Here is a 14,331-nt window from a genome sequence, read left to right as displayed (position 1 = left end):
CCACCCCCGCGAAAGAGCCAGCACAGGCTAACGATCAGGTCCGCTCCAGCGCATTGACCAGGTCATGGAAGGCTTCGCGGTTGGAGTCGTTCAGGCCCATGAGGATCTTGTGCGCCTCCAGTACCTTGGAACGCACCACGTCTTCGTTCTGGTCCTGCGACGGCAAGTCAGTCAGGCACTCAGGGCAAGGAATCGGGCGATCGACAATGTTGAACACCTGATCGAAGCCCATCGACTGCAACAGCCGGGAAATGTCCGGGTTGGTGGTGACCACGGTCGGCAACAGGCCGACCTTCTGCCGCGACAGGATCGACAGCTTGGCCAGCAGGCCCAAGGTAGTACTGTCGATACTCTCGGTTTCGGTGAGGTCGATGACAATCGCCGAGAAGTTCAACGCAGTGAAAATTTTCTCGATCGTCGCATCCAAGGCCGAACACAGGGTCAGGCGCACTTCACCGACGAACTTCAGTACGAAGGTGCCGCTCTGCTCGGCGAACTGGATTCTACCGGTACTCATTGAAGGTTCCTGCTTAACACCAATAGGGCGATATCATCCGGCATATCCCCAAGCGTAGCTAATCCGAATCGTTGACGCAGCCCATCCAGGCTGCCACCTGCTGCCCTGACGATCTCCGGCAAGGCGGCTTCTTTATCTTTGAGCGTATCACCCGGCAAAAGGTCCAGAATGCCATCGGACATCAGGCTAAGGCTGAACTGCGGTGGCAGCTCAACAACCAGATCCTGATAAGTGGCCTCGTCGAACAGCCCCACCGGCAGGCCCCGGCCTTCCAGGTAACGGGTGTGCGCCGGGGTATGCAGCACTGGCAGCGGCAAATGCCCACCCACCGCGTAGGTCAACAGACCAGACTCTTCGTCGATCACCCCGCCGACCATGGTGACGTGCTTGCCCAGCTTGCTGTTGATCAGGCCGCGGTTGATGTGACTGAGCACTTCGGACGGCTTGAACTCGCGCATTTTGCTGCGCTTGAGCTCAAACATGAGTCGCGTGGTCATGAATTTCAACAGTACGGTGACAAAGGCCGACGAGGCGCCATGCCCGGAAACATCAGCGAGGTAGAAGGCAATGCGCCGCTCGTCCACGCGGAAGTAATCGACAAAATCACCCGACAGGTACAACGACGGGATGATCTGGTGCTCGAACGCGAACTCGCCAGCTACCCAGGGGCTTTCCGGCAGCATGTTCATCTGCACCTGGCGACCGGCGGTCTGGTCCTCCTGCAACAGGTGCAGGCTGGCCTCCAGCTCGCGGTTGGCCGCTTCGAGCTTGTCGCGGTAGCGCTGGTTTTCCAGCACCAGACGCGAGCGGTCGAGGGCACGGCGCACCGAATGCTCAAGGACGGCCAGGTCTTCCAGCGGCTTGATCAGGTAGTCGGCGGCGCCCAGGCGCAACGCTTCCACCGCATCGCTCATGAAGCCGGCACCAGACACCACGATCACCGGTAACTGCGGCGCACGCTCGCTGACCTGACGGATCAGTTCGAGGCCGCCCATCTGCGGCATGCGCAAATCGCAGATCACAAGGTCGGGCTGGTGTTCTTCGAAGACCTGAAGCCCCTGCTGGCCATTACCGGCCTGGAGGACGCTGAAGCCACTGTCTTCGAGATAGGCGGCGAGGCTCGCACGGACCACGTCGTCATCATCGATAATCAGCAGCGTTGCACTGGTTTTCTGCATGTGGGCGAACGGCGCCGATTTGGGTTGGTGCAGCGGTGTCGGCAAAGCAGACGGCCAGCTACGGGAATTCTTGGTGGTCACACTCTACTTGAGTTGTAGGACAAGAACACCTGCCCGGCAACTGTCAAAGGTACCTTGTAAGGCGCAGACGGTACTCCCATCCGGCAGGCGTTTCAAGCATGCAACGGTCGACCTCGCCGCTCTTTACAGGGCAAATCACCGGGAGTTATAAGAAAGTCGACTAGCGCACCCCAATGGGAAGGATGCAGCATGCCCCACACGCCCTCCAGCCATAGTGAAAAACGCGATTTCATCCGCATGCGCATCGACACTGCGGTGAGCCTGCTGCATGAAGGCCAGGTGATTTCCGCCGTGTGCCTGGACCTGTCCAGCAGCGGCATGCAGGTGCAGGCCCCGCAACGCTTCCAGGTGGGCGATCAGATTGAGGTGCGCATCGATTCCGACCACCCGGCGTTGAAAGGGCTGCACGCCAGCACTGAGGTGGTATGGATTGCCGACCAGCCGGGTGGGCAGCAGAAGTTCGGGTTGCGCGTGCTGGCCATGCATTGAACAGGGGCCGATTGCGGCCCCTGTTCACAGATCAGAAGTCGTCTTCGACTTCGCCATCCTTGACCTTGAACTCGCGGTTCTGCAGGTAGGCGTTACGAATGAAGATGTACTTGTCACCCTGAATCAGCTTCTCGGCGGACAGCAGGTCGGCACGCGTGTCGATCACGTCCAGGGCGAATATCGAATTGCGCGTCGGCACATGGTCGATGTAGCGGTAAGGCTTGGTGTAGCTGTCGGGGTACTTGGCCACGCCATCACGCACCGTGCTTGGCCCCAGCAGCGGGATAACCACGTAAGGGCCGCTCGGCACACCCCAGTAACCCAAGGTCTGCCCGAAGTCCTCGTCATTGCGCTGCAGGCCCATCTTGGTGCCCACATCGAAGAAACCGCCCAGGCCGAAGGTGGTGTTGACGATCAGCCGCGCAGTGTCCACACCCGCCGCATGAGGCTTGAACTGCAGCACGTCGTTGGCCAGGTTGGTCACGTCGCCCAGGTTGCGGAAGATGTTGTGGATGCCATCTTCAAGGAACTGCGGCGTGACCGCCTGATAGCCCTTGGCCAACGGCTTGAGGGCATAGGTGTCGAGGGTATCGTTGAAGCGGAAGATCGGCCGGTTGACCGCTTCCCAGGGATCTTCCTCGGTGGCTGCCTGGGTGGCTGCCACGGGCGCCAGCAGCATGCTGGCGCAGACACAGGCCTGGGTGACTCGTTCGATCACACTGGCACCGATCCTACGCATAGATGTCTCTCCATCGAATTTCTCGGCCGCAAGCGCAACGGGTCGCGCTGCTGGTAAGGCGGCAGTATAGAGGCTTGCGGGCTGATAAACAGCTTTACACATGTTTGTTCAATATTTTGTGAACAACTGTTGCACAAGGGCCGATGTCACAGGGCGGTAACAATCAACGAATAGCCTGCGGACTATTTGGGGGAAGTTGCCATGGACGCTGCACCCGCCTTCACTGCTGTGCTGTTCGGCTTGCGCGGCTGCCTGGTGCAGGCGGCCAATGGTAGCGCCCCCTCGCCCGCCCCCGGCGCCCTGGCTACCCTCGCCAGCCTGCGCCAGCACCAGGTGCCGTGCATCTGGCTGGATGACCTCAGCGCCACCCAAAGCAAGCGCCTGGCACACGTACTGCCCGACTGGCTGCCGGGGCATTCGGTAAACGGCGTACGCTGGCCGGCGCCCAACGCCTGCTGGCAGGCGTTGATGACCCTGGAAAGCGAACGCCTGGACGGCTGCGTACTGGTCAGCGGCAACCCACAACTGCTGCAGTCCGGCCTTAACGCCGGCTTGTGGACAGTTGGCCTGGCCGCCTGCAGCCCATTCTGCGATCGCAGCTCTCGGCAATGGCAAGCCATGACCTCACAGCAACAGGACGCGGCCCGTGGCAAGGCGACGCTGGAACTGTTCGGCCTGGGGGTGCACTCGGTCATCGACCACCTGGAAGCGCTGGATACCTGCCTGCAGGACATCACCCAGCGCCGGCGCAAAGGTGAAAAACCTTGATACAGCACCCTTGATGCGGATCATGCAAAGCAGCTTCAGGTGGATTACGCTGAAGGCAGACCAGAACCTTTGCCGCTTCGCTAAGGTCCATGGTTTGCCAAGCCATTGATGGAGAACTACCCATGCCTGCCCGCGAATTGCAAAAGCGCCTGAACAGCCTGCGCGAGCAACTGGACCGCAACGTACCGCTTTCGGAAGACGAACTGGCTGCGCTGCACGAAGAAGCGCGCCAGATCGAGGCGCAACTGAAACTGGAGGAAGCCACGCCAGACAACAATCTGGTGGATGGCGTGAACCTGGCAATCGAACGCTTCGAGGCTGACCACCCAGACCTTACCGCCACCCTGCGCAGCATTGCCAACTCGCTGCACAGCATGGGTATCTGATACAGCAAGGGCCGCTTCGCGCTCCATTCGCGGAACAAGCCCGCTCCCACAGGCTATTCGTTGCACTTGAGGGCAGCGCGGCACCTGTGGGAGCGGGCTTGCCCCGCGAATGGGCCGAGAAACGGCCCCAGTCCTGTCAGAGTTACTGACGCACCAGACGCACATTCTTCGGGCTGATCGCCCCAGTGCTACGGTACGGGTTGATATCCAGCCCACCCCGGCGCACATACCGCGCATACACCGTCAGGTGCTCGGGCTGCAGCAGGTTCTTCAAGTCCAGATAAATGCGTTCTACGCACTGCTCATGGAAGTCGGCATGCTGGCGGAAGCTGATCAGATAGGTCAGCAGGCTGGCGTGGTCCAGCGCCCTGCCCTTGTACTCGACCACCACGCTGCCCCAGTCCGGCTGGCCGGTAACGGGGCAGTTGGACTTCAGCAGGTGGCTGTGCAAGGTTTCTTCTACCACTCGCTCCGGGGTGCAGCGCAGCAGCTCAGGCTGCGGCTGCTCGTAGTTGCTGATGGCAACGTCCAGCGCATCGATGCACAGCCCAGGCAAGGCCTCCACGCCTTGGCCCTCGACTTCAGCCAAGGTACGTACCTTCACCCCCACCGGCTTGCCGGCCGCGGCAGACAGGTCTTTCTCCAGGCAGGCCTGCAATTCGCCCAGCGAGGCAAACACCGTCTGATTCAGCGAGTTGAGGTACAACTTGAACGACTTGGACTCGATGATGTTCGGCGAATCGGCCGGGATGGCGAACTCGCCGATCGCCACCACCGGTTTGCCCGACGGCAGCAGCCAGCTCAATTCGAAGCAGTTCCAGTAATCCACGCCCTGCCAGGGCAAGGTCTGTGCAGTGACGCCCAGCTCAGCCCACTTGGCGGTACGCGGGATCGGGAAGAGTTGCTCCGGGGAGTAGGTGGCAATGTATTCGCTGGACTTGCCCAGCGGCGAGTGTTCGGCAGCAGGATGCATGGAAACTGACCTAGAGGTTCGAAATTGCCCCTAGTCTACCGGTTTTGCACCCTGCCTTGGAGCGCAAGTCACTCGATGGTCAACGCCCCGACCATGCCAGCCTGATAATGCCCCGGCACGTTGCAGGCGAACTCGATGGGCGCCGACTTGCGGAAGGTCCAGGTCAGCTCGGCGCGCTGGCCTGGCATGACCAGCACCGTGTTGCCGCCACCGTGGCCATGGCCGCCGCCGTGACCCATCATCTGGCCGTGGTCCATGCCTTCGTGGTTCATGGCCTCGGTGAACAGCTTGCCTTGCATGGCGACCATTTCCTTCTGGTGCTCGGCATGCATGGCCTTGTCACCCAGGTTGAATTCATGCGGCAGCTTACCCTCGTTGACCAGCACGAAGCGCACCGTCTCGCCGGCTTTTACCTGCAGGTTTCTGGGCTCGAAGGCGATGTCCTTGAGCACCACGTTGACCGTGCGGGTGGCTTTGTTCGCCGGGGCCGGCTCGCCAAAGGCGAAAGTTTGCGCCTCGCCGGCAAAGGTCGGCAGGCTGGCCAGGGCAAGGGCGGCGATGAACAGGCGTTTCATGATGACTCCGGAAATGTACAACAGGATGAGGCCACCTTAGTCACGGGCGACTGGCAGCTACCTGACAGGGAGATTACAACTTTGTCAGCTTGGGCGTGCCTGCGCTTCGTCACGTATCATTTCAGCCACTACATCACCCGCTTCCACAGGGCAGGTACAAACTTTCAGATTATGGACAGTGCATGAAACTGCTGATCGTCGAAGACCAGGCCCGCACCGGCCAGTACCTCAGCCAGGGCTTGAGCGAGGCCGGCTTCGCCACTGAGCTGGCCACCGATGGCGAAACCGGCCAGTTCCTGGCCCTGACCGGCGACCACGACCTGCTGATCCTCGACGTAATGTTGCCTGGACGTGACGGCTGGCAGATCCTCCAGGCCGTGCGCCAGGCCGGCCTGGATACGCCAGTACTGTTCCTCACCGCCCGCGATGCCGTCGAGGACCGCGTGCATGGCCTGGAGCTGGGCGCCGACGACTATCTGGTCAAGCCGTTCGCCTTTTCCGAACTGCTGGCCCGGGTGCGCAGCCTGTTGCGCCGCGGCACCAGCCCCAGCCAGGACACCACCCTGAACCTGGCCGACCTGCGCCTGGACTTGATCCGCCGCCGCGCCGAGCGCGCCGGCCAGCGTATCGACCTGACCGCCAAGGAGTTCGCCCTGCTCGAACTGCTGCTGCGCCGCCAAGGCGAGGTATTGCCAAAATCGCTGATCGCCTCGCAGGTGTGGGACATGAATTTCGACAGCGACACCAACGTGATCGAAGTGGCGATCCGCCGCCTGCGCCTGAAAATCGACGACCCGCACCCCAACAAGCTGATCCACACCGTACGTGGCATGGGCTATGTGCTCGAAGAGCGCACGGAATGATGCGCAGGGTTTCCCTCGGCAGCCGTCTGGCCCTGTTGTTCGCCGCCTGCACCGCCGCCGTTTCGCTGGGCGCCGGCGTGTTGTTCAGCCGGGCCAGCGAGCAGCACTTCGTCGAACTCGACCAGCAACTGCTGGACTCGCGCCTGTCACTGTTCCGTACGCAACTGGCTGGCATCGCCACCCCAACCGAGCTGCAGGCACGCCTGCCCGCCCTGCGCGATGAGCTGAGCCACCAGGCCGATCTGGCCCTGCGCATCAGCGGCAGCGACGGCACCACCTGGTTCGAAAGCCGCACCGGGCTACCGCAGGCACCGCTGCCCGCCGGGCTGGCCACCCTGCATGCACAAGGCACCGACTACCGCAGCCTGGCTGTGCACCTGGCGCAGGGCGCCGTGCAGTCGCCACAACTGGCCCTGTACCTCGACATCACCCACCACCAGCATTTCCTGCAGGGCATGCAACGCCTGATCTGGCTGACTGTCGGCCTTTCAGCGCTGGCCACCGCGCTGCTCGGCGCCTGGGCGGTACGCAGCGGCCTGCGCCCGTTACGGCAGATGGGCCAGGTGGCCGCCAGCGTGTCGGCACGCTCGCTCACCACACGCCTGCCGGTGGCGCAAATGCCCGAAGAGCTGGCCGAACTGGCCACCAGCATGAACGCCATGCTGCAGCGCCTGGACGATGCCTTCCAGCGCCTGTCGGCATTTTCTGCCGACATAGCCCACGAGTTGCGCACGCCGCTGTCCAATCTGCTAACTCATACCCAGGTTACCCTCACCCGCCCACGCAGCCTTGAGGAGTACCGCGAAGCGCTGCATGGCAACCTGGAAGAACTGCAGTGGATGGCGCAAATGATCAACGACATGTTGTTCCTGGCCAAGGCCGATCACGGCTTGCTGGTACCGGGGCAAGCGCCGTTGGCGTTGCATGACGAGGTGGATGCGCTGCTGGAGTACTACGCGCCGCTGGCCGAAGACAACAATGTGCAGATGCTGCGCGAGGGGGAGGCCGTGTTGCACGGTGACCGGCATATGCTGCGCCGGGCGCTGTCCAACCTGCTGGATAACGCCATGCGCTTTACCCCGGCGGGCGGGCAGATAAGGGTGACGCTGGCGCCTGGGCCGAGAATCAGCGTGGCCAATACCGGGCCGGCCATCGAGCCAGCTGCTTTGCCGCGGTTGTTCGACCGCTTTTACCGTGTGGACCCGGCACGGCGCGAAGGCAGTAGCGAGCATGCTGGGTTGGGCTTGGCGATTACCCGGTCGATCGTGCAGGCCCATGGCGGGGGCATTCGGGCGGAATGTGAAGATGGGTGGACACGGTTCGTGATCGAGTTCAGCCAGGATCGGTGAAAATGGGGCCGCTTCGCGGCCCATCGCCGGCAAGCCGCCCCCCACGGGTACGCATCAAGCCGAGAGCCTGCGCGGTACCTGTGGGAGCTGGCTTGCCGGCGATAAGGCCCTGGAACCTACCTCAAACCGCCAGGCCAATCGCCGGCTGCACCTGCGACGCCCGATAAGCCGGGTAAATGGTCGCCAGGAAGCTCATCACCAACCCCGCCGTGCAGATCATCACCACATCGCCCCACTGCAATTGCGACGGCAAGCTGCTGACGAAGTACACATCCGAAGTAAAGATGTGTTGCCCGCTCACCCGCTCCAGCCAACCCACGATCTGGCTGACATTGAACGCCGCAATCACGCCCAGCACGCCGCCGATCAGCGTCCCGACAACACCAATCAGGCTGCCCTGGACCATGAACGTGCCCATGATCTGCGCAGGCGTGGCGCCCAAGGTCCGCAGAATGGCAATGTCCGGCCCCTTGTCGTTCACCACCATTACCAAGGTGGCAATGATATTGAAGGCCGCCACGGCGATGATCATCATCAACAGCAGGCCGATCATGGTCTTTTCCATCTTCATGGCGCTGAACAGGCTGCCCTGGGTGTGCGACCAGTCATCGGCGCGGTAGGCGTCACCCAGCCCGGCTGCAATCGCCTTGGACACCTGCGGGGCGGCATACAGGTCATGCAGCTTCAGGCGCACGCCCTGCACCTGGCCCGGTGCCCAACGTTGCATCTCGCCGGCATCGGCGACGTGGATGTAGGCTTGCGAACCATCCAGCTCGGCACCGACCTTGAAGATACCGACCACGGTCAGGCGCTGCATGCGCGGGGTAATGCCACCCGGCTCCTTGCTGATTTCCGGCACGATCAGGGTCAGCTTGTCGCCGGTGTTCAGGCGGAAGCGCCGTGCGGTCAATTCACCAATGACCACACCGAACTCACCCGGCTGCAGGTCCTGCAGGCGGCCCTGGACAATGTGCTGGCCAACGATCGAGACCTTGCCCTCTTCGGCCGGGTCGATACCGCCCACCTGGATCGGCTGCATCGCACCCTTGTACGAGAGCATGCCCTCCATTTCGGTAATCGGCGCAGCCGCCATCACCGCCGGGTTCTGCAAGGCTGCGTCGGCCACCTTGTGCCAGTCGTCCAGCGGCTGCACGCCGAGGATGGCGGCATGCGGTACCAGGCCGAGAATGCGCGAGCTCATTTCGCGCTGGAAGCCGTTCATCACCGACAGCACCACGATCATCGCCAGCACGCCCAGCGACAGGCCGATCATCGAGGTCATCGAGATGAACGAGATGAAGTGGTTGCGCCGCTTGGCTCGGGTGTAGCGCGCGCCGATGAAGATGGGCAAGGGTCTGAACATGTACGAAATCACCCAATGAAAACAGGAAAACGGGGCGGCACCTGCCACCCCGAGCAGTCGATCAGATCGCCACCAGGTGGCCGTCGTCGAGCTTCAATACACGGTCCATCTGCCGCGCCAGGTTGAGGTCATGGGTCACCACCAGGAACGCCGTGCGCGACGAACTGGACAGCTCCTGCATCAGTTCCTGGATGCCTTGTGCGGTATGGTGGTCGAGGTTGCCGGTAGGCTCATCGAGCATCACCAGGCCGGGGCGGTTGACGAGTGCCCGGGCAATCGCCACCCGCTGGCGCTCACCACCAGACAATTCGGCCGGCTTGTGGTTCAGGCGGTGGCCCAGGCCCACCCGCTTGAGCAGCGCCTCGGCACGTTCCCGGGCCTCAGGGATGGGCGTGCGGCCGATCAGCAGCGGCATGCACACGTTCTCGATGGCGGTGAATTCCGGCAACAGGTGGTGGAATTGGTAGACAAAGCCCAGCTCACGGTTGCGCAGCAGGCCACGGGCACGTTCACCCAGGGCCGACAGCTCTTCGCCAGCCAGCCATACGCTGCCTTGTGTGGGCCGATCAAGGCCGCCCAACAGGTTGAGCAAGGTACTCTTGCCCGAACCGGAGCTACCGACAATGGCCACCCGCTCCCCGGCATGCAGCTCAAGGTTGAGCCCGGATAGCACCTTCACCGATTCCGGGCCTTCGTCGTAAGCCTTGCCCAGGTTGCGGCAACTCAGAACGGCTTTATCACTCATGCGCGACTCACTCATAACGTAGCGCCTCTGCAGGCTGGGTGCGGGCCGCACGCCAGGCCGGGTACAGGGTGGCGAAGAAACTCAGGACCAGCGCCGCACCACAGACCATGTACACGTCCTGGGACTGGATCTGCGACGGCAGGTAATCGATGAAGTACACGTCGGCGTTCAGGAACTTGTGCCCGATCAGCTTCTCGATGCCGGCGATCGCCGCACTCACGTTCAGCGCAGCAACGATCCCGACCACGGCGCCGATCAGGGTACCGATCACCCCGATCACCGTGCCCTGGACCATGAAGATGAGCATGATCTGGCCGGGCGTGGCGCCCAGCGTGCGCAAGATGGCAATGTCGCCGCGCTTGTCGTTGACCACCATCACCAGGGTAGAAATGATGTTGAACGCCGCCACCGCCACGATCAGCAGCAACAGCAGGCCGATCATGGCCTTTTCCATGCGGATGGCCTGGTACAGGTTGCCGTGGGTGCGGGTCCAGTCACGGCTGTAGAACTCCTGGTCGCCCAGCTGCTGTGCGATGCTCCAGGCCACGCGCGGCGCCTGGAACAGGTCGTCGAACTTCAGGCGCAGGCCCTGCACCTGGTCGGGCTTCCAGCGGTGCAGGCGGGAAAGGTCGCTGATGTTGGTCAGCCCCAGGTAACCGTCGATCTCGCCTGCGCCGACGTGAAAGGTGCCAACCACGGTGAAGCGTTTCATGCGCGGGAACATGCCGGCCGGCGTCACGCTGACCTCGGGGGCGACGAAGGTGAGTTTGTCGCCAATGCCCACCCCCAGCTTGGCCGCAGCCTTGTCGCCGATCATGATGCCCCACTCACCCGGCGCCAGCTGGTCGAGGCGGCCTTGCAGGACAAAGTTGTCGATGATCGACACCTCGCGCTCGCGGGCCGGGTCGATGCCGTTGAGCAGCACCTTCTGCACCTTGCCGTCATGGGTCAGCAGCCCCTGCATCTGGGTGAACGGCGCAACCGCCACCACCTGCGGATTCTGCTTTACTTGTTGGGCAAGGGCCGGCCAGTCGGCAATGGGCTGGCCGCTCTCCAGCGTGGCATGCGGGATCATGCCGAGCACGCGGGTGCGCATCTCGTGGTCGAAGCCGTTCATCACCGACAGCACCACGATCATCACCACCACGCCCAGGGCGAGGCCGATCATCGAGGTCAGGGAAATGAACGAGACGAAGTGGTTACGGCGTTTGGCACGGGTATAACGCGTGCCTATGAATGCGAAAAGAGGTCTGAACATGTCGGGGCTTGTTCGGATGAAAGGGAACGTCCTTGTGGCGAGGCGCCTACGGCGGCTTTACACTCGGACCACCGCCGCTACCTTGGGTTCGCCATGACGACATTAGACGAAGAAGATCGCCGCGAATACTACCGCATCGAAGACCGGATCGCACTTCAAATCAGCCCCCTCAGTGCGGCCGAAGCCCTTGAGCCAGATGTATTGCAAGATGATTCTCCGCTGTTCAACCTGCTGAGCGAGCTGCACCTGTCCGACTTCGAGTCGCAGCACCTGCTGCGTCAGTTGAGCGACAAGGACCGCACACTCGCGGCCTTCCTGCGGGCGCAGAACAAACGCCTCGACCTGCTCAGTGCAGTCGTCGCCCAGACCCTGCTCGGCGAAGTAGGCCAGCCGGTGCCGGTCGTGCTTTCCGAAGGCGGTATCGAATTCGCCCAGGCCACGCAGGTTGCCCCTGGCACCCGGGTGAAAGTGAAGATGGTGCTGATGCCCCGCGCCCACGGTTTGCTGCTGCGCGGCAAGGTCACCCATTGCGACCCGCGCCCCGCGGGCGGCTTCGAGGTCGGTACCGAATTCATCGACATGACCGACGCCCAGCGTCAACTGCTGGCTCGCTATATCCTGCAGCGCCAGCAACAACAGCGGCGCCAGCAGCTGGAACAGAACGATCCCGCCCCATGACCCTGTTTTTCTCTGATTTGAAGGAACGAACGTGACCCTGATCTACGGCCATCGCGGCGCCAAGGGCGAAGCACCCGAGAACACACTGCACAGCTTCCGCCAGTGCCTGTCCCACGGCGTCACCCGCTGCGAACTGGACCTGCACCTGTCGGCCGACAACGAGCTGATGGTGATCCACGACCCCACCCTCAAGCGCACCACTGGCCGACGCGGCAAGGTGGTCGACCACCCGGCCGCCGACTTGATGAAGATCGATGCGCGCAAAGGCGGCCCGGGCCACGTGCAGCCCTGCCCTATACCGAAACTGGAAGAGCTGTTCGAAAAATGCCCGTTCGAGCACTGGCAGCTTGAGGTAAAAAGCGCCTCGCGCACCCGTGCTGCCACCACCGTGTTGGCAATTCGCGAATTGGCCCAGCAGCATGGCCTGCTGGACAAGGTCACCATCACCTCCAGCTCACGCGAAGTGCTGGGCGCCGCCCTGGAGCTGGTGCCAGACGTGAAACGCGGGCTGGTCGCCGAGTACGCCTGGCTCGACCCGTTGAAGGTGGCGCAGAACTACGGCTGTGAACTGCTGGCATTGAACTGGACACTGTGCACCCCCGAGCGCCTGCTTAAAGCGCAGGGCCAGGGTTTGCACGTATCGGTGTGGACGGTCAACGAGCCGGCACTGATGCGCCGGCTCGCGGACTTTGGCGTGGACAGCCTGATTACAGACTTTCCCGGTTTGGCCAAGACCACCCTCGGGTAGGGTTGAAATCGGTCTCTCCGACCGGCTCAGGCCACCGGTCGGAGCCGCTCAAAAAAGCCGGTTCAGGCCATCGTAGGCAGCTACCCGATAGGCTTCGGCCATGGTCGGGTAGTTGAACGTGGTGTTGACGAAGTACTTCAGGTTGTTCTGCTCACCCGGCTGGTTCATGATCGCCTGGCCGATATGGACGATCTCCGAAGCCTGGTAGCCGAAGCAGTGCACGCCGAGGATTTCCAGGGTTTCACGGTGGAACAGGATCTTCAGCATGCCCTGCGGCTCGCCGGCGATCTGCGCACGCGCCATGCTCTTGAAGAAGGCCTTGCCCACTTCGTACGGCACCTTGGCCTGGGTCAGTTCCTGCTCGTTCTTGCCGATCGAGCTGATTTCCGGAATGGTGTAGATACCGGTCGGTACGTCATTGACGAAGCGCCAGCTGCCATTGTCGACGATGCTGCCAGCCGCAGAACGCCCCTGGTCATGGGCGGCACTGGCCAGGCTCGGCCAGCCGATCACGTCACCGGCGCCGTAGATGTTCGGCACGGTAGTGCGATAAGCCTCGTCGACCTCGATCTGGCCACGGCTGTTGACCTTGATGCCGATGTTCTCCAGGCCCAGCTTGTCGGTGTTGCCGGTCCGGCCGTTGCACCACAGCAAGGCGTCGGCCTTGATCTTCTTGCCCGACTTCAGGTGCAGGATCACCCCGTTGTCCAGGCCTTCGACACGCTCATACTCTTCGTTGTGGCGCACGGTGATGTTGTTGTTGCTGAAGTGGTAGCTCAGTGCCTGGGAAATTTCCGAATCCAGGAAGCTCAACAGTTGGCCACGGTTATCCACCAGCTCTACCAGCACGCCCAGGCCGCTGAAGATCGACGCGTATTCGCAACCGATCACACCGGCGCCGTACACAATCAGCTTGCGCGGGGTGTGGCTGAGGCTGAGGATGGTGTCGCTGTCGTAGACCCGCGGATGGTGGAAGTCGATGTCGGCCGGGCGGTAAGGGCGCGAGCCGGTGGCGATGATGATGTGCTTGGCGTTGAGCTTTTCAACTACACCGTTCGGGCACACCACTTCAACGGTTTGCTCGTCGGCAAAGCTGCCGGTGCCGACGAACACATCAACACGGTTGCGGGCGTAGTAGCCGGTGCGCGATGCAACTTGCTTGGAAATCACCTTCTCGGCGCTTTTCAGCACGTCCGGGAACGAGAACCAGCGCGGCTCACCGATCGCCCGGAACATCGGGTTGGTGTTGAACTGCATGATCTGCCGCACCGAGTGACGCAGTGCCTTGGACGGGATGGTACCCAGGTGCGTGCAGTTGCCACCGACCTGGCGACGGTCATCGACCATCGCTACCTTGCGCCCTGCTTTGGCGGCGTTCATTGCCGCGCCTTCACCGGCCGGGCCGGAACCCAGCACCACTACGTCGTAGTTGTAGACAGCCATGCGTACTCCTTCAGAACTGGCCCGCAAGCCACGGTCGCTCGCGGGACGCGATCATGCCGCCGGGGCGTCATGAGAAAATTCGGGTGCAGTCTAATCAAGCCTGAACGCCGCGCACATTAACCCTTGGTCGCGTCGTAGGCCAATTTTGCCCGCACTACATTTGGTTCACCCATTCCCT

General features: G+C 62.3%; 16 protein-coding genes. 7 read left to right on the top strand and 9 right to left on the bottom strand.

The window, feature by feature from the left end; translation table 11 throughout:
- Positions 1-34: 34 nt before the first annotated feature.
- Complete coding sequence (gene rssC, locus ACK1VC_RS20620; RefSeq protein ID WP_013971741.1) at positions 35-517, bottom strand: anti-sigma factor antagonist RssC; 483 nt, start codon at positions 515-517, stop codon at positions 35-37.
- Positions 514-1,695, bottom strand: a complete 1,182-nt coding sequence (rssB, locus tag ACK1VC_RS20615) for a two-component system response regulator RssB (RefSeq protein WP_449118032.1) — start codon at positions 1,693-1,695, stop codon at positions 514-516. The genes rssC and rssB overlap by 4 nt, the downstream gene beginning before the upstream one ends.
- A 270-nt stretch (positions 1,696-1,965) precedes the next feature.
- On the opposite strand from rssB, the gene ACK1VC_RS20610 reads away from it, so the two are divergent.
- On the top strand, positions 1,966-2,265 hold the full coding sequence (locus tag ACK1VC_RS20610) for a PilZ domain-containing protein (RefSeq protein WP_016485664.1): 300 nt from the start codon (positions 1,966-1,968) through the stop codon (positions 2,263-2,265).
- 31 nt (positions 2,266-2,296) lie between these two features.
- Here the strand turns inward: ACK1VC_RS20610 and ACK1VC_RS20605 are convergent, their stop codons facing one another.
- The gene (locus ACK1VC_RS20605; RefSeq protein WP_016485663.1) at positions 2,297-3,004 is read right to left on the bottom strand and encodes an MlaA family lipoprotein; all 708 of its coding nucleotides are present in this window, start codon (positions 3,002-3,004) and stop codon (positions 2,297-2,299) included.
- 201 nt (positions 3,005-3,205) lie between these two features.
- Between ACK1VC_RS20605 and ACK1VC_RS20600 the strand changes: the two genes are divergently transcribed.
- Complete coding sequence (locus ACK1VC_RS20600; protein WP_016485662.1) at positions 3,206-3,772, top strand: hypothetical protein; 567 nt, start codon at positions 3,206-3,208, stop codon at positions 3,770-3,772.
- A gap of 122 nt (positions 3,773-3,894) precedes the next feature.
- Positions 3,895-4,158, top strand: coding sequence for a DUF4404 family protein (locus ACK1VC_RS20595; protein ID WP_016485661.1), 264 nt, complete (start codon positions 3,895-3,897; stop codon positions 4,156-4,158).
- 142 nt (positions 4,159-4,300) lie between these two features.
- On the opposite strand, the gene queF is transcribed toward ACK1VC_RS20595, so the two are convergent.
- Both queF and ACK1VC_RS20585 read right to left on the bottom strand, forming a co-directional pair.
- Entirely contained in the window at positions 4,301-5,131 is an 831-nt protein-coding gene (queF, locus tag ACK1VC_RS20590; RefSeq protein WP_016485660.1) for an NADPH-dependent 7-cyano-7-deazaguanine reductase QueF, read from the bottom strand.
- A 68-nt stretch (positions 5,132-5,199) separates the two neighbouring features.
- Positions 5,200-5,706 (bottom strand): cupredoxin domain-containing protein, encoded by a 507-nt coding sequence (locus ACK1VC_RS20585; protein WP_016485659.1) that lies wholly within the window; start codon positions 5,704-5,706, stop codon positions 5,200-5,202.
- Between the two features lie 182 nt (positions 5,707-5,888).
- Between ACK1VC_RS20585 and cinR the strand changes: the two genes are divergently transcribed.
- Together cinR and ACK1VC_RS20575 are read left to right on the top strand one after the other, a co-directional pair.
- Positions 5,889-6,569 (top strand): two-component system response regulator CinR, encoded by a 681-nt coding sequence (cinR, locus tag ACK1VC_RS20580; protein WP_016485658.1) that lies wholly within the window; start codon positions 5,889-5,891, stop codon positions 6,567-6,569.
- Complete coding sequence (locus ACK1VC_RS20575; protein ID WP_016485657.1) at positions 6,566-7,918, top strand: heavy metal sensor histidine kinase; 1,353 nt, start codon at positions 6,566-6,568, stop codon at positions 7,916-7,918. Before cinR ends, ACK1VC_RS20575 begins: the two co-directional genes overlap by 4 nt.
- Positions 7,919-8,039: 121 nt before the next feature.
- Here ACK1VC_RS20575 and ACK1VC_RS20570 read toward each other — a convergent pair whose 3' ends face one another.
- The 3 genes from ACK1VC_RS20570 to ACK1VC_RS20560 form a co-directional block, all read right to left on the bottom strand.
- Entirely contained in the window at positions 8,040-9,281 is a 1,242-nt protein-coding gene (locus tag ACK1VC_RS20570) for a lipoprotein-releasing ABC transporter permease subunit (protein WP_024717337.1), read from the bottom strand.
- 61 nt (positions 9,282-9,342) lie between these two features.
- Positions 9,343-10,026 carry a lipoprotein-releasing ABC transporter ATP-binding protein LolD gene (lolD, locus tag ACK1VC_RS20565; RefSeq protein WP_191087434.1) on the bottom strand — a complete coding sequence of 228 codons (684 nt, stop codon included), beginning with the start codon at positions 10,024-10,026 and terminating at the stop codon, positions 9,343-9,345.
- Between the two features lie 7 nt (positions 10,027-10,033).
- A complete protein-coding gene (locus ACK1VC_RS20560; RefSeq protein WP_016485654.1) occupies positions 10,034-11,284 on the bottom strand; it encodes a lipoprotein-releasing ABC transporter permease subunit in 1,251 nt (416 codons plus the stop codon).
- Positions 11,285-11,377: 93 nt separating this feature from the next.
- On the opposite strand from ACK1VC_RS20560, the gene ACK1VC_RS20555 reads away from it, so the two are divergent.
- Positions 11,378-11,962 carry a PilZ domain-containing protein gene (locus tag ACK1VC_RS20555; protein WP_016485653.1) on the top strand — a complete coding sequence of 195 codons (585 nt, stop codon included), beginning with the start codon at positions 11,378-11,380 and terminating at the stop codon, positions 11,960-11,962.
- Positions 11,963-11,993: 31 nt separating this feature from the next.
- Positions 11,994-12,710 carry a glycerophosphodiester phosphodiesterase gene (locus ACK1VC_RS20550; protein ID WP_016485652.1) on the top strand — a complete coding sequence of 239 codons (717 nt, stop codon included), beginning with the start codon at positions 11,994-11,996 and terminating at the stop codon, positions 12,708-12,710.
- 48 nt (positions 12,711-12,758) lie between these two features.
- On the opposite strand, the gene sthA is transcribed toward ACK1VC_RS20550, so the two are convergent.
- Positions 12,759-14,153 (bottom strand): Si-specific NAD(P)(+) transhydrogenase, encoded by a 1,395-nt coding sequence (gene sthA / locus ACK1VC_RS20545; protein ID WP_016485651.1) that lies wholly within the window; start codon positions 14,151-14,153, stop codon positions 12,759-12,761.
- Positions 14,154-14,331: the final 178 nt, after the last annotated feature.

It is taken from the genome of Pseudomonas sp. XP2 (genome assembly GCF_053557975.1).
Note: the sequence above shows the minus strand (reverse complement) of the source record. Positions and strands in the feature narration are given on the sequence as shown.